Below are 21,701 nucleotides of genomic sequence, written 5' to 3'. Positions count from 1 at the left end.
CGGTGCGCTTTTTGTCTTTGGTCAAACCGCGAATGAACATTTGAATTTACTAATACAGACTGCCATTTGGAGCGCAAGCATGATTGAAGTTGAAGTTCTGAACCAAATCGCGGCCAAAATCGAAGACCTGGCCGCCCGCGCCGCCGACATTCGGGGGTATCTTTGACTACGACGGTAAAAAAGACCGTCTGGAAGAAGTTAGCCGTCTGACCGAAGACCCGGATATCTGGAACGAGCCGAAAAAGGCGCAGGAGCTGGGCCGCGAGCGCAAGCAGCTGGAAGACGTGGTGCTGGTGCTGGACGGCATCAACGCCACCATCGGCGACAGCCGCGAACTGTTCGACATGGGCAAGAGCGAGGAAGACGACGACACCATCCTCGCGGTGCAGGCCGATCTGGAAGAAGTGGAAGCCAAAGTGGCGCAGCTGGAATTCCGCCGCATGTTCCACGATCCGATGGACCCCACCAACTGCTTCATCGACATCCAGGCCGGCGCCGGCGGCACCGAAGCCCAGGACTGGGCCGGCATGCTGCTGCGCATGTATACCCGCTACGCCGAGCGCAAGGGCTTCAAGGTGGACGTGCTGGAACTGTCCGAGGGCGAAGTGGCCGGCGTCACCAGCGCCACGCTGAAGATCGAGGGCGAGTACGCCTACGGCCTGCTGCGCACCGAAGTGGGCGTGCACCGCCTGGTGCGCGTGTCGCCGTTCGACTCCAACGCCCGCCGCCACACCTCGTTCTCGTCGGTGTTCGTGTATCCGGAAGTGGACGACAGCTTCGAGATCGACATCAACCCGGCGGACGTGCGCACCGACACCTATCGCGCCTCCGGCGCCGGCGGCCAGCACATCAACAAGACCGACTCCGCCGTGCGTCTGACCCACATCCCCACCGGCATCGTCGTGCAGTGCCAGAACGACCGTTCCCAGCACCGCAACCGCGACGAGGCCTGGCAGATGCTGCGCGCCAAGCTGTACGAGCTGGAGCTGAAGAAGCGCAACGAAGCCAAGCAGGCGCTGGAAGACACCAAGACCGACGTGGGCTGGGGCCACCAGATCCGCTCCTACGTGTTCGACCAATCCCGCATCAAGGATTTGCGCACCAGCTACGAAGTGGGCAACATCAAGGGCGTCATGGACGGCGACCTGGACGGCTTCATCGAAGCCAGCCTCAAGCACGGCGTCTAAGCCATATCGGGCCGGCTCCCATCGGGGCCGGCCTTCGCGTTGTACTTTTAGTTAATTGCCGAAGGAACCCTACCCGGCACGGAGTCATCATGTCTGATCACGAACAAGCACAGGCGCAAAGCCAAGACGAAAACCAGATCATGGCGGAACGCCGCCAGAAACTGCAGGCGATCCGCGAAAAAGGCATCGCCTACCCCAACGACTTCAAACGCAGCCACTTCGCCAAACCGCTGCAGGACGACCACGCCGCCAAAGAGGCAGAGGCGCTGGAAGCCGAGAAAATCGAAGTCGCCGTCGCCGGCCGCATGATGCTTAAACGTGTGATGGGCAAAGCCAGCTTCGCCACCCTGCAGGACGTCAGCGGCCGCATCCAGGCCTTCATCTCCCGCGACAACGTGGGCGAAGACGTCTACGCCGACTTCAAGCGCTGGGACCTGGGCGACATCGTCGCCGTCAAGGGCATGCTGTTCAAGACCAAGACCGGCGAACTGACGGTGCAGGCGACCGAAGTGCGCATGCTGTCCAAGAACATCCGTCCGCTGCCGGAGAAATTCCACGGCATCGCCGACCAGGAAACAAAGTACCGCCAGCGCTACGCCGACCTGATCATGAGCGAGGAAAGCCGCGAAACCTTCATCAAGCGCTCCAAGATCGTGCAGAAGGTGCGCGACGTGATGGTGGGCGAAGGCTACCTGGAAGTGGAAACCCCGATGATGCACCCGATCCCGGGCGGCGCGTCGGCCAAACCCTTCGTCACCCACCACAACGCGCTGGACATGCCGCTCTACCTGCGCATCGCCCCGGAGCTGTACCTGAAGCGCCTGGTGGTCGGCGGCCTGGAACGCGTGTTCGAGATCAACCGCAACTTCCGCAACGAGGGGATGAGCACGCGCCACAACCCCGAGTTCACCATGATCGAGTTCTACGAAGCATATAGCGACTACCAGCGCATGATGGAGATGACCGAAACCATCATCCGCGAGTGCGCGCTGGTTGCCTGCGGCTCCACCACCGTGACCTACCAAGGCAAGGAAGTGGACCTGGGCAAGCCGTTCGACCGCTTCACCATCGTGCAGGCGATCAAGCACTACAACCCGCAATACACCGACGCGCAACTGTCCGACGCCGCCTGGGTGGCCAGCGAGATCAAGCGCCTGGGCGGCAAGCTGCCCCCGGCCCCGGGCCTGGGCAGCCTGCAGCTGGCGCTGTTCGAGGAATGCGCCGAATCGCTGCTGTGGAACCCGACCTTCATCATCGACTACCCGGTGGAAGTGTCCCCGCTGGCGCGCGGCTCCGACACCCAGCCGGGCCTGACCGAGCGTTTCGAACTGTTCATCGTCGGCCGCGAGCACGCCAACGGCTACTCGGAGTTGAACGATCCGGAAGACCAGGCCGCGCGCTTCCAGGCGCAAGTCGCCCAGAAGGACGCCGGCGACGACGAGGCGATGCACTACGACGCCGACTACATCCGCGCGATGGAATACGGCCTGCCGCCGACCGGCGGTTGCGGCATCGGCATCGACCGCTTGGTGATGTTGTTGACGGATGCGCCTTCTATCCGGGATGTGATCTTGTTCCCGCATATGCGTCCGGAGTAAGCTGTAGCAAGCTTACATTGGGCTAAAGAGAAAGCCGCTCACTGCAAGGTGAGCGGCTTTTTTGCGACCTTTAAACGTAGCCTGTCCTATTTATCCATCAGAAATGGAATAACATGGAAAATCACGCCCTAACCTGCGAATGTGCTATTTGTAAAAATGAAAAAGATTTTGAGATATCAGAAGCACTTATTGACGAAATTAACTCACAAAAGGTTACGATATTTGCAGGTGCAGGCATTAGCACAGAATCTCGCATCGTTCTCAAAAATACATTTTATGATGATGTAGCACTAGAACTTTACAAAATCAATCCCCACTTAAGGGTCAAAGAACTTACATTTCCAAATCTAATGCAAGCTCTAAAATCACAGCCTAATGGCAGGATAAAATTATTGGAAATGATAACTAAAAGATTCTCTCTAATAAAATCATTTCCAGAACTCCGTAAAATGGCAACAAGATTCCATAGAGAATTAGGAACATTCTTCCCTATCAAGAATATCATCACAACCAATTGGGATACATTTTTTGAGGAGGAATGTAAGGCAACCCCATTTGTATTTGACCAAGACATAGCATTCTGGGAAGCCGCAAAGAGAAGAGTATTAAAAATACACGGATCAGAAACCAATTTTGGATCGATTATTGCAGACGCCGATGATTACAAAAAATGCACAAAAAATTTAAGCAAGGGAATAATAGGAAGCAAACTAAAAGACATTCTTGCAACGCAAACAATAATATTCATTGGATACTCATTATCCGATTATGACTTTAACAGCATATATACTTTTGTTAGAAAACAAATGCGAGGTTTACACAAGCAAGCATATATAGTAACGCCATTTGAAAATGAGATAGAAAAGTTTAGAAAAATTGGGCTAATTCCGATTATTACGGATGGAACGTATTTTATTAAAAAATTAAAGCAACACCCTAAAATAGCCAGCCATTTTATAAAAGATTCATTTATAGAATTTTCCGCTCGGCTTTTATATAAAACAAACATTCAACACAACAGACTTCATAGTGAAATTAATTTTCTCAATCAACCTGATGCAATCTATTCGGCATGTTATCAAGATGGATTAAAACACTCTCTAGAACGTGCAATTAATATGAGTGGGAACTCTGAATACTCTCATGCATGCGAACTAAAAGAAATTATAAACAAATACGAAGATATAAAAAATAAAATAATTAATCGTGGCATTTTCGAAGACATTGCATATATTGAAGGCTATATTAATGGACTAGTCGCCATTTATGAGCATGAAAAATTTACGGAAAATGACATCCCAATGTACTTTCATTTTTCAGAAAGTGAAAATAGCCCAAGTATTACTGATATCGAGCATTACAAAGAAAAAATTCACTCACTCACAAAGAATGATGAGTCATATCGCCATGCAGAAAAAGTTGTACAGCGATTAAAAGAAAATCCACTTTTAGAATATCATCACCCACCTTGGCTGTAAGTCAGCTGAACCACGTAAAGCCCAAAGTTTACTACGCAATACCAATTAGTGTTGTGTCCGCTTCGCGGACAAATATTTAGGCGCCGGTTCCGCCCGGCTGGACGGGTCCATTTCTTTTGCCTCGCCAAAAGAAATGGACGAAAGAAAAGGCGCCCCAGCAGCGCTGCGAAACCCCGCCTCCAAAGCCCATTCCAAGGCGCCGCCGAACTCGCGGGGCGCTAGCGTCGCCCCGCTCAAACAAGCGGCGGCTTAAAACCTTGGAAAGGGCTTCGGAATCGGCTTGCGCTGATGGGACAGGGGCAAGTCGGTTCGATTATACCCCAATGAAAATCAATACAAATATAAGCCGTAACAGAGCGACCAAGAATTTCCATCTAATCCTCATCCTCAATCACTACAATTACAGCCTTTCGACTATTTTTTATAATCAAACAGCTATCAAATGTTGCGCTTGTTGCGGGATCATAACTCCCTGCCCAATTAAAATTATGCATACCTTTTGTGTTCGTTAAGAATTCAGCAGGCTCTATTATTCTATCTAAAATTTCCCCCCAGAAAAATTCTGCCATTTTCATGGGCATTAAATCGATCGAATGAGCCATATCATGAGTCATCAGATAAACGAACTGTTCTTTAGCCTCGCCCTCATCAATCTTATGCAATTTAATTGATTGGTTAATTCCATGCATTGGAAGCTGACTAAACAACCAACCTACCTCATTTATCAGCTTCGACGAGTAAATTTCTAATAGCCGTACACAGCCACAATCACGAGCAATATCCATTTTTGACTCGAGGTCAGCAAGTTCCTCACGGGGGTTAAACATGACTTTTAAATATATATAAATTAATAACCAAACATAGCAGCAGAGTGGGCGAACCTCACTAGCTATCCACCTTGCACGACTATTTATTCGCCTTGTCCAGCAAGCCGCCAAACATCTCAGGGTCCACCAAGTCTCTCAGCGCCACGCCCAGGGCGTCGGCCAATGCGCCCATGTTGTCGATGGAGACATTGCGCTCGCCGCGCTCGATCTCTGACACATAGGTTCGGCTCATCCCCGCCTGCAATGCCAACGCCTCCTGCGACACATCATGCAGGCGTCTGGCAATCCGCAGGTTGCGGGCGAAAACCGCGCGGGCGGTCAGGGGTTTCGTTGTGTTTTCCATACCCCGATAGCATCAGCGCTTGCTAGCGCTCAAGCCACGCGGTATGATTTGCAAAATGTTAACTATAAGTGACTTTTTGATTTTTATTGATATCTTCATGACACTCATTATGTGCTATGCGCTGCTCTGACGGCCACACATGGAGGTGCTTATGCAGAAAATTCCCATTCCGTGATCTACGGCGTTTTCCCGCTACCGCTCTGCCTTGACCATATCCAGAGCCTTGTCCGCCCAACCATCGCAAGGTTCAAACACAATGAGGGTTTTGCCATGCCTAGCATCACCCGCAGTTCGTCTCATCTCGCGTTTTCCCTGAGCAACCATCATCCCGCCCGCAGCCGCTGGCTGCTGAACAAGCAAGTCCCCACCCATCCGCCCAGCCTGCTGGCCATGACTCGGCTGCATGAAGCCTTTGCCGCCTTGCAAGAGCAATTGGCCGGCAAGGATCAAGCCAAAGTCAGAGAGCCGGCCGCGCGCGTCGCGCATGTGTGCCAGGACATCGAGCAGGCGGTGGTGGAGTCCATCTGCCACCTCGCCCATGGCCAGTTGGGTTTGCAGTCGGTTATCGAGCTGCTGGTTTGCCTGGGCGATGACGTCCGCCTACCCTCCAGCCGCATCACCGAGTTGCTGGCGCCGTTGGACAAGCGCCTGGGCGAGTCGCTGACGCTCCTCACCCACGTGCTGTAAGCCCTGCTCCATAAACACCAACAGCCTGTCCGCTTCCCAGCGGCAGGCTGTTTTTGATTGGGGTGCTAACATGCGGTGCAATGCCCGGCTGGAAAATGGCTGCGTCCAATCGTTTCAAGCCGGGTATTGCACCCTACGCTTATGACGTCCACTTGCCTTTCTGCCGCATCAGGAATTGCAAGAACATCTGGACACAAACATTGGAATGAATACGACACACCCTCTTCCCCTTCAGCACGCGCCGGGAACAAAGCGCCGGGCGAGGTTTTAAGACGCCGGCTGTTCGACGCCGCGCGACGCTAGCGCGTACCGCTGAGCGAATCAAAGCTTCGCACGCATGTAGTTCCGGCAGCTCCTCGTTCGGCGCTTTTTTGCCGGGGTTTCGCGGGCTGCAGGGGCGGCCTGGGGTTGAAAGGGGGCTGGCCGCGCAGCCCCTTTCCCGCCTGCCGGACGGAACCTGCACTTAAACATCGTCCGCGCAGCGGACTCCATTCCAGCCACAAGGCTTCACACTCCGATTTCAAATGGATATAGTCTTGTCGCATATCCATTCCCCGCCGCGTCACGATGCGCGCTCCTTGCTTAGCTATTGCCTTGCCACCTCAACAGCGATAACCAACGGACTACTCAGGCCAGGCAAGCGGCCGCTTCAACGCGATCCCCATCAGCAATCCATACGGAGATGAGATGACTGCAAAATACACCGGACAATGCCTGTGCGGCGAAATCCGCTACTCGGTCGATGTCGAGCCCTTGTTTGCCGGCAACTGCCACTGCAAGGACTGCCAGCGCAGCTCCGGCAGCGCTTATATTCCGGCCATGCTGTTCCCGGAACAGAATGTCGAGGTTTCAGGCAAGGCCAAATATTTCGAGACAACCGCAGACAGCGGCAAGACCCACAGCCGGGGCTTCTGTCCGAACTGCGGCTCTCAGCTGTTCGCCAAGTTCGGCAACTTTCCCGGCATGCTGGGCATCAAGGCAGGCACGCTGGACGAAACCTCGCTCTACGCGCCCAAGCTGGATTTCCATGTGGCCAGCGCCGCGGGCTGGGACTTCATGGATCCCCAGCTCCCCAAGAAGCAAGGCGCGGCTCAAGGTTAGCGGCATTGCCTGGCCATTCAATCAGCAGGCGCAGGCCACGCGCCTGCCTGAATCAGGCCAAATCCAAGTTACCCTGCCTCTGCGGAGCGGCGGGTTCCGCTTTTATCAGTTCGCCAGACGGTAGGCGCCGACAGAGCGATTCCATTTCTAGTCGCCGGCGCCTGGCAAAAGCGACATCCACGCATCGCAGCGCATCCGTCTAACGATGCGCGGCAATTCGCTCCCAATACCTTACTCGGCGACATCCCGCCTATGCCTGGAAACCGGATTCATGCAATCCGCGAGCAGAAACAAGGTATGGCATTCATTCAATTCTTTATTCATGATAAAATAAACACATTAATGACAATTGATTTACTTGATATGAAAAAGATTCTGCCGCTTGCCTTGCTCCTGGCCGCTCATGCCGCGCACGCCGATGACCACGACCCTATCCGCAAGATCATGTCCTGCGATGAGAGTTTTTTCCGCCAGCTTGCCAGCCTGCAAGCCCAGCATCCCAAGCAAATCACCGCGGTCAATGGCGGCATTGCCCAGCTGAAAATGGATAAGCCGGTAAATAACGCTCTGGCCATGGAAGAGGCCATGCCTGGCAGTTCCAAGGGATCCAAAGAATTTGCCAGAACCGGGAATTTCAGCCCGGTCTCGCTGAGCCCTCAATGGACCCTGACGCAATACAATGAATCCCATTCCAAATTCAACAAGCAATGGATTGAGGGCGTAGGCGAAGTCTATAGCTGGACGTTTCATGTTGAATCCAAAAAGAACATGAGCTACCAGGATATTGCCAAACTGGATGGCAATATCAAATGGAACAAGTGCGAGGACAGAAGCTGCCTGTTCTTCCAACAGCCCATCAATGGAAAATGGCAAGCGGTGAAAGCGGGACAACTTGTCGATAAGCCCTATCTGCAGCGCATGATTTTCCAGGACGACAAGAACAAGTTCTCCATCTCCTGCACCTTGCGGGACGAGGGCAAAGTGCTGCCTGCGGGCATGATCAAGACGCGTCGTTCGGACTGGGTATTGAATTTCTGACCGGATGACAGCCTCGGTCCAGGCGCCGAAGCGCCCGCAAACACCTGCCGTTTGCCAAGGGCCGGAAGCCAGGCCGCCGCTTGGGACGGCATGCATTCCCAGCTCCCCGAGAAACAGGGCGCGGCCCAGGCTGGGCGCATCGCAAGGCATTCAGCGGGTCTCCTTTTTTCCATTCACAAACCCCTGATCGCCGGCAAAAAACAGGCCCTCCTTGCCGTGGAGGGCCTGGCTTCGAATCCGCCCGGCTGGCGCAGGCCGGAATCCATGCTTCATCTTGGCATCATGATGCCCTGGGCAACTCGAAACCGGCGTGCCACTTGCCTTCGGAGTCTTGCCACGACACCAGGTAGACATTGCCCTGCGCGTCGGTGCCGACTACCTGCAGATAGTGGCTGTTGCCATTGCCGGCAGCCAATTGCGAGAAACTGCCGTTGTAGCCGGACGGCTGCGGCAGCGTCAGGCCGCCATGCCAATTTCCGCCGCTGTCTTGCCACGAGACGAGGTAGGCCACGCCATTGCTGCCGATGCCGAATACCTGCAAGTAGTTGCTGTTGCCAATGCCGGTGACCAGCTTGGCGAAAGTACCGTTGTATCCGCTGGGCTTGGGCAGCGCGAAGCCGGGGTGCCAGTTGCCGCCGTTATCCTGCCAGGCGACGAGATAGGCGTTGCCGTCGGTGCCGATGCCCAGCACTTGCAGGAAGTTGCCGTTGCCGACGCCGGTGGCCAGCTGCGTGAAGGTGCCGCTGTAGCCGCTGGGCTTGGGCAGCGCGAAGCCCGGACTCCATTGGCCCTGGGCGTTTTGCCAAGTCACCAGGTAGGCGTTGCCGTCATTGCCCACGCCCACAACTTGCAGGAAGTGGTCGTTGCCGTTCCCGGTCGCCAGCTGCTGGAAGCCCCCCGCGTACCCGCTGGGATTCGGCAACGGCATGCCGGCATGCCAGTTGCCGCCATTGTCCTGCCAAGCGACCAGATACGGCGAGGACTCCACTCTGGCGCCGATCACCTGCAGGTAATTGCTGTTGCCGATCCCGGTCACCAAGGGACCGCCGCTGTAGCCACTCGGTTTGGGAAGCGGCATGCCGCCGTGCCACTTGCCGCTGCCATCCTGCCACGACACCAGATAGGGATTGCCATCCTCTCCAGCGCCCAGCACCTGCAGATAATTGCTGTTGCCGACGCCGGTGGTCAGCTGGAAGAAGTGCCCTTTCGGATAATCGGACGGAACCGGCAGGGCGAAGCCCGCATGCCAGTTGCCGCCAGAGTCCTGCCAGTCAGTCAGATAAGCGGTATCCGTGATATTGGCGAGTCCCAGTACCTGAAGATAATTGCTGTTGCCGTTTCCAATAGCCAAACCATGAAATTGCGATGACATATTGCTCACTCCTTGAGTTGAAACATGCATGCGACCTGCTAGCTCAGCACTCGACAGTCATGTCCGAGTTCCGCCACTTTAGGACGGAAAATGGCGCTCAACCCCGTGCTTTAGGACTAAAAGTCAGGTAAAGCCATAATCCTGTGGTTTTCACATAGCAGACTTGGCACATCCGTAGAGAACAAAAAACCAATAGTGTGGCTGCGCATGGCTCTCCTGCTCCATGCCAAGCGCAGCGCCCATCCATTCCGGCTGCTGGGCGCGCAGGACCAAAGCGCAGCGCGGGCATCCCGCCCATGCCTCCCGCCGGCGAGGACATAAGATCAGCCGCCATGGGACGTATCCGTGGCGGGATGGACAGCCGGGCAGATATCCACTCCGCTGTTCAAAGCTCGACGATAAGCCGCAGGGGAAAATGGACAAGCCGCGCAGCGCGCATGAAAAACAGCCAGGCCGCCGGAAGGGGGGGCTGGCTGCTCAGACCGCCATCCGTAAAGGAATGGCGCATATTCAGACGGATTCAGTTTCCCGCTGATACGCCTGCATCACTTCCAGGCTGCGCGTCAGCGACTGCACCTGGTCCCAGCAGCCCATGTTCTTGCCGTTTTCTATCGCGCTGCGCGCTTCCGCCAGCAGATCGAAATGCTCGGGAACGGGATCGCCGTAGCGGATATTGAGCATCCTGACATCCACCGCCAATCCCAGGCAGCGGCTCTGTTCGCGGCTGAGCAGGCCTGCCTTCAGCAGCGCGCCGATCGCGGCCTTGGCCTCGGCCGCGGTGACATTGCCCAGATCTGGCTTGTCGGCCGCAGGCCGCGTCTCCTCCATGCGGGCCCCCCGCTTCAGCCAGCCGCGCAGGCGCTGCAGGATGGGAATGCGTTCAGCGGCTTCATGCGACGGGTGCATGGACAAAATCGACATGGGGGTTCTCCGCAGCTTGCCTGTCTGGCAGCGCCTATACCATCTCTCGGTAAAAACCTGCGCCAAACAATGCCTACATCATGACAAGCCCAGCATAGGCCGCGATGCCTAACCCCACAACTGGTTAATATACCTATTAGAAATGAAAATAAATATCAAACGCCTATTCCTATCACCGGCCATTTTGCCAGTCCGCGCCTCACCTCAAACCCGTGCCGCAGGCGGCGCAGAATTTCGCCGCGGCGGCCGCTTCCTGTCCGCATTGTCCGCAACGGCGCGGCAGCAGGCCCGTTCCGCAATGCTGGCAAAAGCGCGCGGCGGCATCATTCGCTTGCCGGCAGCCCGGGCATAGGACCGCCGCCCTCTCTTGCCGATGGGCGGCATCGTCGCGCCCGTGGCCATCATGCTTGCGGCTGCCGTGATGGCCGCCAAACCATTTTCCGAAGTGGCTCATTGCCCGTCTCCTTTTCATGTGGATGGAGCAATGAAAAGGCCTGTAGCCGCTAGAGGGTCAAGCGCCTCGCCGGCTCCCCTGCCCAGCCGCGGAATGGGTATGGCCATGCGGCTTGCGGCATCGCCCGTTCTCCGCTGACATGCCGCCCTGCTCCTGGCCGATCATTGTCCGAAACTATCCATTCTGAATGAGAACGGGCATGCTATCCCCGCTTCCCGCAGTCTTGCCCTCGCGCCGGCAGAAACGCCTCTTCCCGCGCCAAGGCACGGCTACCCCTGTCGAATGAATAAAACACGGATTGGAAAAACATGCTTATCAGATCGGTTGAGCAGAATGACTTGGCGGCCTGGCGACCATTGTGGGACGGTTACAACGCATTTTACGGGCGCGCGGGCGAAACGGCGCTGCCCGAGGACATCACCCGGCAGACCTGGTCTCGCTTTCTCGATCACGGCTCGCCGGTGAAAGCGCTGGTTGCCGAGCGGGATGGGAAGATCGTCGGCCTGGCCCATACCGTCACCCACCTCAGCACCACCCGCCTGGCCGACGTGTGCTATCTGCAGGACCTGTTCACCGTGCCGGAAGCCAGGGGGCAAGGCGTGGCCCGCGCCTTGATCCAGGCCGTCTATCAGCGCGCGGCGGCGGCCGGCTGCCGCCGCGTGTATTGGCAAACACACGAAACCAACCACACCGCTCGCGCGCTGTACGACAAGCTGGCGGAACATCAGGGCTTCATCATCTACGCCTGCGACCTGCCGGCCTGACGCGCAAGCATGGCAAGGCTGCGGCAAGCGCGCAGCCACAGCATCCTCCTCAGGCTAACGCCTGCGCTTTCGCCCTTGACCCCGCCCTTGCCGGCCTCGCGTCGCGGCCAAGTCCGTGCTGGCTGCGCGCCAGGCCGCGCCATACACGCCATTGTCATGTCGATCGACTATAACCGCTAGCGCGCGCCGACGACCGGCTGCGAACATCCCATCCATATAGAGAGAATCGACGTGAAGCTATCGTTATCGAAATGGCCGGCGCTGATCGCGCTCCTGCTGTCGGCACAGGCCCACGCCGCCAGCGAAACCATCGTGCTGCTCCGCCACGGCGAGAAACCGGCCCAGGGCCTGGGGCAAATCAGCTGCCAGGGATTGAACCGCGCGCTCGCGCTGCCGCAGGTGCTGAGCAGCGCCTTCGGCGCGCCGGACGCGATCTTCGCGCCCGATCCCGCCACCCAGGTATCGGACTCGGGCAACAGCTATTATTATGTGCGCCCGCTGGCGACGATAGAGCCCACCGCCATCCGCCTGGGCATGCCGGTCAACACCGCCTACGGCTTCACCCAGACATCCGATCTGGCCGCCAGACTGCTGGATGCGGACTACGCCAACGCCACCGTGTTCGTCGCCTGGGAACACAAGAAGATCGTCACGCTGGCCAAGCAGATCTTCGCCAACCTCAAGCAGTCGGCCAACATCCCGTCCTGGTCCGATTCGGACTACGACAGCCTCTACGTGATCACCATCAACGGCTCCGGCAGCCATCGCACCGCGTCGTTCTCGCTCCGGGCGCAGGGCCTGAACGGACAAAGCACGGCGTGTCCGGGAGCGAACTGATGGCAGGACGCCGCGCCACCGGCTGCGGGCAGGCATCCGTCCGCAGCCGTTCCCATCGAAGCTAAGTCCGCTGAATCGACACCCCGCCGTCCGCCAGCATCGCGCTGCCGGTGACGAAGCTGGCGGCGTCCGACGCCAGGAACAAGGCGGCGCGCGCGATTTCCTCGGGGCGGGCCAGGCGTTTCAGCGCGTGCAGTCCCTCGACGAAGCCGCGTGCCTCCGGCGTGGGCGCGGCGGCGCGGCCCATCTCGGTGTCGGTGCCGCCCGGCAGCAAGGCGTTGGCGCGGATGCCGCGCGCGCCGTACTCGGCGGCGATCACCTGCGTCAGGCCGATCAGCCCGGCCTTGCTGGCGGCGTAGGCGCCCATGCCGGGGAAACCGGCGGTATGGCCGACGAAGGTGGAGGTGAAGATGAGGGAGCCGCCGCCGCGCTGCAGCATGGCGGGAATCTGCTGGCGCGCCGCCAGGAAGGCGCTGGTCAGATTAGTGTCCAGCGCGAAATGCCAGGCTTCCGGCGTGATCTCGTGCACCGGCGCGGACTCCCCGGTCGCGCCGGCATTGTTGAAAGCGATGTCCAGCCCGCCGTAGCGCCGCTGCGCGGTCTCCACCGCTTGCTTCGCGATGGATTCCTCGCGCGCGTCGCCGACGACGATGGCGACGTCCCCTCCATCCTGCCGGATGGCGGCCGCCAGCTGCCCCAACTCCCGCGCGCGCCGCGCCACCGCGACCACCTGCGCGCCCTCGCGCGCGAACAATTTCGCCGCTTCGTATCCGATGCCGGCGCTGGCGCCGGTGATGATGGCGACTTTTCCCTCAAGCTGTCCCATATTCCCTCCGCGTTTTCCTGAAGACCGGCAAAGTCTGGAACAAGGCGCCGCGGGCGGCGACCCGATTCTTGCCAATCCGCCGGAAGCGTTCGGCGCGAGAGTGTGGCGTCTTTTCCTCCGCAAAAACCACTACGACCGCATAATCCAATTGCATCGAAAAACAACTGGTCTAAATTACTAACCGCGCACGCGACGGAAAGCTACGCTTTCTTTTCCGTCCGCCATGCCGCCGCCGCAAGCGACGGGCTCACCATAACAGGGCGGCGCGCCTGAGCCGCCTTCCATTCCGCGATAGCCTGACGCGTTCCTTTACGCGCCGATTTCAGAGGGGATGTTTCCATCCATCTTTTGAGCGCGAAAGGACAACCATGTCTGCTCATATCCTGATACGGGACGGCTCTCCCCACTGGTGGCTCAGCACCGATGTCTGGGTCGTGCCCGGCAACGACCCCAACGGCGCGCCCGGCGCGCCGCTTTCCGGCCAGAAAGCCTATGTCTGGGCCCATGTCGACAATATCGGCGACGCGGACGCGCAAAACGTCCGCATCGATTTCTACTGGGCCAATCCGGCCGGGCAGATGACGGCCGGCGCGGTCAACTACATCGGCGCCGGCTACGCCGACCTGCCCGCGGACCCGAAGGAAGCGATGGGCCAGGACGTGCTGTGCCTGGTGCCCTGGCAGGTGCAGATCGTCAACGATGGCCACGAGTGCCTGCTGGCCGTGGCGCATGGGACGGGCGACAGCAATCCGATTCCCGACCCGCTGCCGGCCTCCTTCAGCTTCGATCCGCCGGCCCACGACCAGATCGCCCAGCGAAACCTCACCGTGCTGGACGCCAGCAAGATGGCGCCGATGCTGCGCATCGCGGTCAATGGCCTGCCGCGCCAGGACAAGCGGGTGAGGCTGACAGCGGAGTTCGGCGGAGAGCTGGACCAACGCCAGCTGCAGCGCCTGGGACTCGCCCGGCTGCAGCTGCGGCCCGCGCCCAAGCCGGAAGTGCAAGTGCGCCTGAGCCTGGAGCCGTCCTGCGGCGGCAAAAGCGCCGGGGAGAAGGCGAGCGATGCCCGCGTGCCCAGCCTGGCTGTCAGCGTGCCGCGCGGCGCGACGGTGCCGGTCTACCTCGACATCCAGGCCAGCCAGCTGCATCCCGACCACTACCAGCTGCTGCACATCGTCGAGCATGACGACGCCGGCAAGCCGCTGGGCGGCGTCAGCTATGTGGTCATTCCGCAAGGCAAGGAGAACAGACTATGAACACGCCGCTCCAGGTGCTGACGCGCCCGTTCGCGATCGAGCCGGTGACCAGCGTCATGCTGCCCGACGGGATCTTCGACAACGCGATCTACCATTTGCGCATCGCCGCGCATTTCACCAACACCTCGGCCAGTGCGCTGAGCAACGTCACCGTCTATCTGGAAAGCGTCGGCGATCCCGGCATCGCCCCGACGGCGCACACCTTCACCTTCCCCGCCATTCCCGCCGGCGGCACCGTGATGCTGGCCTGGGACGCGGACTTCCAGCACGCGGCGCCGGGCAAACCGCTGGTGAGCTTCGTCGCGCGCGCGGACGGCTTCGCGGCCCAACGCTCCATCCAGCAGATATTCGTGTCGCAAACCCGCTTCGACAGCGCCAGCAACACCTATACCTGCACCGTCGAGGAAGGCACGCTGACCATTTCCAACCTCCAGGGCCACTCGCCAGGCAAAGCCTGGGGAGAGCCGACAGGCAACGGCAAGGAATGCCGCTGCCCGCCCCGATTCGGCCCGATGGTGCCCACCGGCCTGACCATGGCCTGGAAACCGAACCCGGCCTATACCGGCACGCACGCCGAGCTGCCGTTCTCCGATCCTTGGTGGAAGGTGCTGGCCATCATCGTCGCCGTCATCGCCGCGCTGGTGGCCGTGATCGCGGCGGCAGTCGGCGGGGGCAAGGCCAATTTCAGCGTCGGCGGCTCGGTGGAGGAGACCGACCCCAGCGTTCACTGCTGCTCGCTGAAAGGGGCGGGATCGGGCGCGCCGGAATTCACCGTCGCCGGCGTGGCTTCCGCCATCGCCTCCGGCGCGATCGCGGTGGCCTGCTCGGACGAAGCCGATCCGTTCTGGCGCGGGCAGGCGGCCACGCCGCCGGCGGCCGGCGAGACCACGGTGGCGGAGCGGGTGGTCGCCAAGTGGAAAATGCTGGAAGCGCCGGTGGCGGGCAAAGCGTACAAGACCGACGTGTCCTGGACTTACGAGCGCTTCACCACCGGCAAGACCTATCACCATTCGGTGACGGAAACCCAGGTCAACGTGCATGCCGCCGGCCCGGTGAAAGTGGAGACCCCCGACGTGGTCCACGCCTTCCAGCCCTTGTGGGTGCGGGCCGCTTTCCAGCGCCAGGACGGCTCGCTGTTCAAGGGCAGCGACCTGTATTCCTTCGCCCTGTTCGAAGCGCCGCAGGGGTTGTACTTCGTCGCGCCGCTGACCGACGACGGCCTGGGCTTCGATCCTGGCGCCAACGACGGCACCTATGCCGGCAGCCTGGACCTGGAGCGCGCCTACCGGCTGCTGCTGCAGCAGCACCAGGACGTGCACGGCGTCTGGCGGGTGTTCGTCTTCGCCCAGGATGTGAACCTGACCAAGCCGGGCACGCCGCCGCACATCGCGGCCCAGCACATCGGCGGCTTCTTCGTGGCCAGCGCGATCGAGATCACCTTCGACGACAGCCTGCCTTGCCCGCTCAAGGCCCAGTCGACGATCACCGTGGTCTGAGGCCGCGCCGGCTGGACATCGCCTGATCGCCCATGCCGGCAAACGTAGGGCGGCCCGCCCTGGCCGCCCTTTTTATTCATGCTTTGGCCATGCGAGCCTTCCCCATCCACGCCAAACGCATATACAATTCATTTACAAATTAAAGCGACATGCTCAGTCGAGATGGACGCCAGCCGCCCCGTCTCTACCCTTCCCCCGGAAAACCAAGATATGACTCCGCAAGAAACCCAAGCGCTGCAAAACTTCCTGAATCAACTGGTGCAAGTCCGCGGCATGGCCAAGGACCCGCAGGCCAACGCCGCTATCATGCAGGCCGCCGCCCAACAGCCGGACGCCGTCTACCTGCTGGTGCTGCGCTGCATGCAGCAGGACCAGGCGCTGAACGCCGCCAACGCGCAAATCGCCAAGCTGCAGTCCGACCTGCAAGCCGCGCGCAGCGCGCCGGTCCCCGCCCCCGCCGGCGCGCCCGGCACCTTCCTGGATCCCAACGCCGGTTCCGCGGCCTGGGGCGGCGCGCCCGCGGCGCCCGCCTTCGCCGCTCCGCGCCAGGCTGCGCCGGCTCCGGCCTATCAACAGCCCGCGCCCGCCTACCAAGCGGCGCCTCCGGCTTATCCGCCGGCAGCGCCCGCCTATCAACAAGCCGCGCCAGCCTACCAACAGCCTGCACCGGCGCCGCGCCAGAGCTTCTTCGGCGGCGGCGGCACCGGCGGTTTCGCCAGCGGCGTGGGCAGCTTCCTCGGCAATGTCGCCACCACGGCCGCCGGCGTCGCCGCCGGCACCTTCCTGGTCCAAGGCATAGAAAGCCTGTTCAGCGACGACAAGCCCAGCCACGGCGGCGGACAGGGCAATGCCGGATACGAGGCGGAACAGCCGGTGGAGCAGCACATCACCATCAACAACTACTACGAATCCGACGCCCAGGACGATGCCGGCTACCGGGAGGACGCGCACCCGCGCGACGACTACCAGACCGTGGCCGACTCCGACTACGCCAGCGACGAGTACAGCGAGGACGACAACGCCTCAGCCTGAACGGCTCCAGGCCGCGCGCCCGCGCGGCCTTTTTCCCGCATCGGCCTTGCATGCCGTCATGCATCGCGCGCTAGCATCCGGCCTCATCATGCATCCCCCCTTGCTACCAGGGAGGAAAATCATGCGACGCGCCGTTCGGCTTTCCGCCGCTGCAGGCCTGCGAGGGTGATCGTTTCATTCCCGCGCTGACGCGCGCCTTTCGCATCCCCCCCAGCCCGCCTGCCTTTTCAGACTGGCCTGATCTGGAACGCCATCGGCATGCCTTCAGCAGCGGTCTGAAGGCGTGCCCCTGATCGTCTCGGACGACGCCTGAATCGAAGGCAGCGCGATCCAACGACTCCACACCGCCGCCGCCCTGACGCGGCGACCCGGTCTACGCCGCTCTCTTCTCCGTCGATGGGCGGTATCCCGCGCGGATAGGGGGCGACATCGGCTGCGGCCAACCTCAACCCGCGGCCGGCAGCACCGGCCAGCTGGCTACGATGCGGCCGCCCTCGTACACCGCGATGTCGCCGAACTGCTGCAGCACCGCCTCGCTCTGGCGCGGGCGGAAGAACACCATGTCGTCCACCGCCAGCGCCTGACGGCCTGAACCGACCAGCAGTTGCTGGTTGGACGAATGGCCGTACAGGCCGCTGCTCTCCAGGCCCGACGGCGATGCCGGATCGGCCAGCCAGTTGCCGCCATAGATGAAGTAGCCGCGCCGCGCGTTGGCATCCCAACCGCCCACCAACCCGCCCAGCCACTCCACGCCGTAGGGCAACTCGAATCGCGGCAGCGTCTTCAGCACCGGCGTGGCGATGAAGCAGGCCGGCAGCAGGTCGTCCAGCAGGGGAAGATCGAAATCGGCGGGCTTGACCATGGCCGAGCCCACCGCGACTTCGTTTTCCGGGCCGTCGCCGTGGTAGAGCCGGTAAGTAGGCGAACCGGCGGCGTTGAAACACGGCCCGCTTGCCGTCCGTGCGGCCGGATGCGCCCGCGCGGCGGCGGCGAAGGCGGCATAGCGGGCGCGCGCGTGGCGAAGCGCCTTGGCCCTCAAGCCCGGCAGATCCGGAATCTTGGCGACGTGCGCGTCGTAGCCCATCAGGCCGGACCACTGCAGCCGCGGCTCCTCGGCCGCCATGTCCAGCATGCGCCGCAGCGTGGCGATGTCGGCGACGCCGCCGCGGTGCAGGCCGACGTCGATCTCGAAATTGAGGCGCAGATGCAGATGCTGCCCGCGCGCCAGCTCGCGGTACTGCGCCAGCCGCTCCGGCGTGTCCACCAGCCATTGCAATTGCCGCTCCGGCCGGAAGGCCGCGTCGGAAAACTGGCGGTAAAAGGCCAGCGCGGCGGCGGCAGGCAGCGGCTTGCCCAGCAGGATGTCGCGCTCGCCCTTGGCCATCGCCTCCAGCTGCGGCAGGCTGAACAGCATCTGCCGCCGGCTGCCGGCCAGCAAAGCCGCCTCGGCCAGCAAGGCGGGGCACGGCAGCGACTTCACCACCACCCGGAGCGCCATCTTGCCGGCAAGGTGATCCGAGATCCGCCGGATATTGGCGCGCAGGCGCTGGCGGTCCAACACCAGCGTCGGCTCGGCGATGCCGGCCTGGCGCAGCGCCGCCTGCAGCTGGCGGAAATAGGCGTCGTGCGGCTCGCCGCGCGCGGATGGCCTGGCCAGCCACACCAGGCTTGCCGCCGCGCCCGCGCCCAAGGCCGCCAGCAGGCGGCGCCGCCCCTGGGACGGGCCGCTCATGCCGGCACGCCGAGCACGCGGCGCAGATGGGGGTTGAGCAGCACGCCCTTGGGATCCAGCTCCCGCCTCAGCTTCAAAAAATCGTTCCAGCGCGGATAGAGCGCGGCCAGCTCGGCCGCGCCGTAGGGGTGCAGCTTGCCCCAGTGCGGCCGGCCCTCGTATTTGCGGAAAACCGGCGCCAATTCGGTCAGCAGGTAATCATGCGGCTCGCCGGCGGCGGCATGGACGGCGATCGAGCAGGAGTCGCGGCGGTAGAAAGGGCTGAGCCAGGCGTCGTCGGCCCGCACGAAGCGGAATTCCAGCGGGAAGAACACATCGTCGCGCCGCTCCAGGCGTTCGATCACTTCGCGCACGCAGGCGATGCCCGCTTCCCGCGGCACATGCCACTCGCTCTCGTTGAAGCGGGTGGGCCGCGCGGTGGACAGCAGCCGCCAGGATTTGTCGAAGGCCTGCTCGCTCAGCTTCGGGTCGATCAGCTTCTGCGCGGTCCAGCGCCGCAGCGCCGGCATGCCGCCCAGCCAGTCGCGCAGCCGGCGCAGCTCGCGCAGCATGTCCTCGTCGCCGGACGCTGGCCGCGACGCCGGCCCCGGCGGGCGGATGTCGTGGGTGATCGCGGCGGCGTAGCCGGTGAACGGCAGGTGGTAGAACTCGAAATGACGGTGCCGCCGCGCCAGTTCCGGCGCGGCGTCCAGCATTTGCCCAGCCGGCAGCAGCCACAGCCTGCGCTGCAGATAATAAGCGGGCAGCGTCGCCACCGTGGCGCGGGCGATCACGCCCAGGCTGCCCAGCGACACCCGCGCCGCCTGCAGCAGATCGTCGTCGCGGCCCTGGCCGCAGTCCAGCGTCTCGCCGGACGGCGTCAGCAGCCGCAACGCGCGCGCGTCGGCATGCAGGGCCGGCAGGCCGGCGCCGGTGCCATGGGTGGCGGTGCTGATCGCGCCGGCGAAAGATTGGACATCGACGTCGGGCTGGTTGCGCAGCGCCATGCCCTGCGCATCCAGCAAGCGCGCCAGCTGGCCGATGCGGGTGCCGGCCTGCAAGATGGCCTCGCCAGCGGCTGCGTCATAAGACAGCAGGCCGGACATCCGGTCCAGCGACACGATAGTCCCCGGCGTGGGCACCAGCGGGGTGAAGGAATGGCCGGCGCCGACGCAGCGCAGCGGCGTGCCGGAGCGCGATGCCTCGCGCAGCAGCCGCGCCAGTTCGGCCTCGTCGCCGGGCGTCGCCAGCGCCTGCGCGGCGCAGCGCTGCAGGCCGCTCCAGTTGCACCAGCGGTAGCCGCCGGCAGTCGCGGCGGCCCGCGGCCCGGCGGAGCGCGCTGCCCAGGCGCCCAGCAGCGCGCCGCCGCCCAGCCGCAGCAAGGCTCGGCGATTCAAAACCGGCTTCATCGCGCGCCTCCTTGTCCGCTATCGGACATGAAGGCGATCAGCCGGGCGAACTCCTCGTCGCTGCAGTCATTGCAATAACCGCGCGGCGGCATCGCGTTCAGGCCGTCGCGGACATGGGACAGCAACAAGGGCATGCCCTTCTCCAGCCTGGCCTCCCAAGCCGGCGCAAAACCGGCCAGCGGCGCCTGGCTGGCCTGGTTGCCATGGCAGATCAGGCAGGAACGCTCGTACTTGCGCGCCAGTTGCGCGTCGGCGGGACGCAGCGTCTCCGCCCTTTGCAGGTCGGCCGCCTGCGGCTTGGCCACCTCCCGCCCGCAGGCAGCCAAGACCGCCAGCCCGGCCAAGACCATGCCGCGCCAATGCCGGCCCCCCATCGTCTTCCTGCCTGCTTCCATGCCGTCTCCTCATGTGTCGGGATGTTGCGATGGCGCGCCTGCGGCGCCTCAAGCGCGAATGGCCGGACAAGCCGGCCATTCGATGACAATGGGTTCAATATACCACTAACGATGAATCAATTATGTCATTTAAATTTCGCAAGCCGCTGACCCATCTTCGCGCACGCTCCCCATCACCCATTCCTGCAACAGACGATCCAGCCGCCTGACATCGCCGTCATGGCGTCCCGGCAGCGGCGGCACCGGCTCCGCTAGCATGGAGGCGATAAAAGCGTCCAGCTTGGGCAGCCGGCCCCCCAGCTGCGCCTCACCGGCCGCCATCTTGATAGCCAGCAGATGATTGATCTCGGCAGCCAGTCCATCATCCTCCACCGTCGCCGCAGCCAGGTCGGCGAAACGCATCGGCGGCAAGCCCTTTCCCGCATCCAGCCAGCGCACCGCCAGCAACGGCCGCAGCACGTACAAGTACTTCTTCAGCCGGACCGTTTCTCCCTGCAAATGAACGCGGTGGTTTTTGCGCGCCATGGACAAATAATGCCACCGGCAACGCCCAAGGGAATGGAAGTCCGCCATCAGCTCGCGCAGCGCCGCTGCCGCTTTCTCGTCGGCTCGGTACACCAGCGGAGACTGCAGCCACTCGAACATAGTCGGGTTGGAACGATTCAACAGTTGCAGCGCCTTGCGCAGCTCCCAGCCGCTGATATCCAGCTCATCATCCAGCGGAAGCTCGATCACGTCACGCTGCGGCTCCACCTGCAGATACCACTGCGGTCGGTGCACGTAGAGAAAGCGCACATCGTAGTCGCTATCCGGCGAGGCAAAGCCCCAGGCGCGACTGCCGGACTCGCAGGCATAAAGCACCCGAACGTGGTGCCTGCGCTCCAGCGCCGCCAATTCCTCCATCACCCGCCGACGCACACCGTCGTCCAGCGGATGATCATATTTGAATCTATGCATATTGCCCTTTCG

At 61.4% G+C, this 21,701-nt stretch carries 21 protein-coding genes; 11 read left to right on the top strand and 10 right to left on the bottom strand.

Features of this window, described 5'->3' with window-relative positions:
* Nucleotides 1–79 precede the first annotated feature (79 nt).
* The 3 genes from prfB to CV_RS22720 all read left to right on the top strand — a co-directional run bounded on the left by prfB (nucleotide 80) and on the right by CV_RS22720 (nucleotide 4,263).
* Nucleotides 80–1,187, top strand: a protein-coding gene (prfB, locus tag CV_RS05200; RefSeq protein ID WP_099973773.1) for a peptide chain release factor 2 whose coding sequence is annotated in 2 segments (ribosomal slippage) — nucleotides 80–163 and nucleotides 165–1,187 — 1,107 coding nt in all. Because the reading frame shifts where the segments join, the coding sequence is not laid out codon by codon here.
* 89 nt (nucleotides 1,188–1,276) lie between these two features.
* Nucleotides 1,277–2,785 (top strand): lysine--tRNA ligase, encoded by a 1,509-nt coding sequence (gene lysS, locus CV_RS05195; RefSeq protein ID WP_011134615.1) that lies wholly within the window; start codon nucleotides 1,277–1,279, stop codon nucleotides 2,783–2,785.
* Between the two features lie 113 nt (nucleotides 2,786–2,898).
* Entirely contained in the window at nucleotides 2,899–4,263 is a 1,365-nt protein-coding gene (locus CV_RS22720) for an SIR2 family NAD-dependent protein deacylase (RefSeq protein ID WP_011134614.1), read from the top strand.
* A gap of 374 nt (nucleotides 4,264–4,637) precedes the next feature.
* Here the strand turns inward: CV_RS22720 and CV_RS22715 are convergent, their stop codons facing one another.
* Together CV_RS22715 and CV_RS05190 are read right to left on the bottom strand one after the other, a co-directional pair.
* Nucleotides 4,638–5,048 (bottom strand): hypothetical protein, encoded by a 411-nt coding sequence (locus CV_RS22715; RefSeq protein ID WP_218567042.1) that lies wholly within the window; start codon nucleotides 5,046–5,048, stop codon nucleotides 4,638–4,640.
* Between the two features lie 121 nt (nucleotides 5,049–5,169).
* Complete coding sequence (locus tag CV_RS05190; protein ID WP_011134612.1) at nucleotides 5,170–5,433, bottom strand: helix-turn-helix domain-containing protein; 264 nt, start codon at nucleotides 5,431–5,433, stop codon at nucleotides 5,170–5,172.
* Between the two features lie 270 nt (nucleotides 5,434–5,703).
* Between CV_RS05190 and CV_RS05185 the strand changes: the two genes are divergently transcribed.
* The 3 genes from CV_RS05185 to CV_RS05175 all read left to right on the top strand — a co-directional run bounded on the left by CV_RS05185 (nucleotide 5,704) and on the right by CV_RS05175 (nucleotide 8,259).
* Nucleotides 5,704–6,120, top strand: a complete 417-nt coding sequence (locus CV_RS05185) for a DUF1484 domain-containing protein (protein WP_011134610.1) — start codon at nucleotides 5,704–5,706, stop codon at nucleotides 6,118–6,120.
* Nucleotides 6,121–6,807: 687 nt separating this feature from the next.
* The gene (locus tag CV_RS05180) at nucleotides 6,808–7,221 is read left to right on the top strand and encodes a GFA family protein (protein ID WP_011134609.1); all 414 of its coding nucleotides are present in this window, start codon (nucleotides 6,808–6,810) and stop codon (nucleotides 7,219–7,221) included.
* A gap of 297 nt (nucleotides 7,222–7,518) precedes the next feature.
* On the top strand, nucleotides 7,519–8,259 hold the full coding sequence (locus CV_RS05175) for a hypothetical protein (protein WP_140411178.1): 741 nt from the start codon (nucleotides 7,519–7,521) through the stop codon (nucleotides 8,257–8,259).
* 280 nt (nucleotides 8,260–8,539) lie between these two features.
* Here CV_RS05175 and CV_RS05170 read toward each other — a convergent pair whose 3' ends face one another.
* The 3 genes from CV_RS05170 to CV_RS24370 all read right to left on the bottom strand — a co-directional run bounded on the left by CV_RS05170 (nucleotide 8,540) and on the right by CV_RS24370 (nucleotide 11,006).
* Complete coding sequence (locus tag CV_RS05170) at nucleotides 8,540–9,631, bottom strand: hypothetical protein (protein WP_011134607.1); 1,092 nt, start codon at nucleotides 9,629–9,631, stop codon at nucleotides 8,540–8,542.
* A gap of 510 nt (nucleotides 9,632–10,141) precedes the next feature.
* Nucleotides 10,142–10,552, bottom strand: a complete 411-nt coding sequence (locus CV_RS05165; protein WP_011134605.1) for a hypothetical protein — start codon at nucleotides 10,550–10,552, stop codon at nucleotides 10,142–10,144.
* A gap of 199 nt (nucleotides 10,553–10,751) precedes the next feature.
* Nucleotides 10,752–11,006 carry a double zinc ribbon domain-containing protein gene (locus tag CV_RS24370; RefSeq protein ID WP_080508922.1) on the bottom strand — a complete coding sequence of 85 codons (255 nt, stop codon included), beginning with the start codon at nucleotides 11,004–11,006 and terminating at the stop codon, nucleotides 10,752–10,754.
* A gap of 308 nt (nucleotides 11,007–11,314) precedes the next feature.
* Between CV_RS24370 and CV_RS05160 the strand changes: the two genes are divergently transcribed.
* Both CV_RS05160 and CV_RS05155 read left to right on the top strand, forming a co-directional pair.
* The gene (locus CV_RS05160; protein ID WP_043595549.1) at nucleotides 11,315–11,770 is read left to right on the top strand and encodes a GNAT family N-acetyltransferase; all 456 of its coding nucleotides are present in this window, start codon (nucleotides 11,315–11,317) and stop codon (nucleotides 11,768–11,770) included.
* Between the two features lie 231 nt (nucleotides 11,771–12,001).
* Entirely contained in the window at nucleotides 12,002–12,607 is a 606-nt protein-coding gene (locus CV_RS05155) for a hypothetical protein (protein WP_011134602.1), read from the top strand.
* Between the two features lie 61 nt (nucleotides 12,608–12,668).
* On the opposite strand, the gene CV_RS05150 is transcribed toward CV_RS05155, so the two are convergent.
* Nucleotides 12,669–13,433 (bottom strand): SDR family oxidoreductase, encoded by a 765-nt coding sequence (locus CV_RS05150; protein ID WP_011134601.1) that lies wholly within the window; start codon nucleotides 13,431–13,433, stop codon nucleotides 12,669–12,671.
* A gap of 368 nt (nucleotides 13,434–13,801) precedes the next feature.
* Here CV_RS05150 and CV_RS05145 point away from each other — a divergent pair, with 368 nt between their 5' ends.
* The 3 genes from CV_RS05145 to CV_RS05135 all read left to right on the top strand — a co-directional run bounded on the left by CV_RS05145 (nucleotide 13,802) and on the right by CV_RS05135 (nucleotide 17,217).
* Entirely contained in the window at nucleotides 13,802–14,689 is an 888-nt protein-coding gene (locus CV_RS05145; protein WP_011134600.1) for a hypothetical protein, read from the top strand.
* Nucleotides 14,686–16,185 carry a hypothetical protein gene (locus CV_RS05140; protein ID WP_011134599.1) on the top strand — a complete coding sequence of 500 codons (1,500 nt, stop codon included), beginning with the start codon at nucleotides 14,686–14,688 and terminating at the stop codon, nucleotides 16,183–16,185. Before CV_RS05145 ends, CV_RS05140 begins: the two co-directional genes overlap by 4 nt.
* 210 nt (nucleotides 16,186–16,395) lie before the next feature.
* Complete coding sequence (locus CV_RS05135) at nucleotides 16,396–17,217, top strand: DUF2076 domain-containing protein (RefSeq protein WP_011134598.1); 822 nt, start codon at nucleotides 16,396–16,398, stop codon at nucleotides 17,215–17,217.
* Between the two features lie 445 nt (nucleotides 17,218–17,662).
* Here CV_RS05135 and CV_RS05130 read toward each other — a convergent pair whose 3' ends face one another.
* From CV_RS05130 to CV_RS05115, 4 genes are all read right to left on the bottom strand, one after another.
* A complete protein-coding gene (locus tag CV_RS05130) occupies nucleotides 17,663–18,949 on the bottom strand; it encodes a DSD1 family PLP-dependent enzyme (protein WP_043595547.1) in 1,287 nt (428 codons plus the stop codon).
* Complete coding sequence (locus CV_RS05125) at nucleotides 18,946–20,337, bottom strand: D-arabinono-1,4-lactone oxidase (RefSeq protein WP_011134595.1); 1,392 nt, start codon at nucleotides 20,335–20,337, stop codon at nucleotides 18,946–18,948. The genes CV_RS05130 and CV_RS05125 overlap by 4 nt, the downstream gene beginning before the upstream one ends.
* A complete protein-coding gene (locus tag CV_RS05120) occupies nucleotides 20,334–20,732 on the bottom strand; it encodes a c-type cytochrome (protein WP_011134594.1) in 399 nt (132 codons plus the stop codon). Before CV_RS05120 ends, CV_RS05125 begins: the two co-directional genes overlap by 4 nt.
* A 129-nt stretch (nucleotides 20,733–20,861) precedes the next feature.
* On the bottom strand, nucleotides 20,862–21,689 hold the full coding sequence (locus tag CV_RS05115; RefSeq protein WP_011134593.1) for a nucleotidyltransferase domain-containing protein: 828 nt from the start codon (nucleotides 21,687–21,689) through the stop codon (nucleotides 20,862–20,864).
* Between the last annotated feature and the right edge of the window lie 12 nt (nucleotides 21,690–21,701).

It is taken from the genome of Chromobacterium violaceum ATCC 12472, from assembly GCF_000007705.1.
GTDB lineage: Bacteria > Pseudomonadota > Gammaproteobacteria > Burkholderiales > Chromobacteriaceae > Chromobacterium > Chromobacterium violaceum.
The sequence above is the reverse complement of the archived record's forward strand: the minus strand, read 5'-3'. Positions and strand labels throughout refer to the sequence as shown.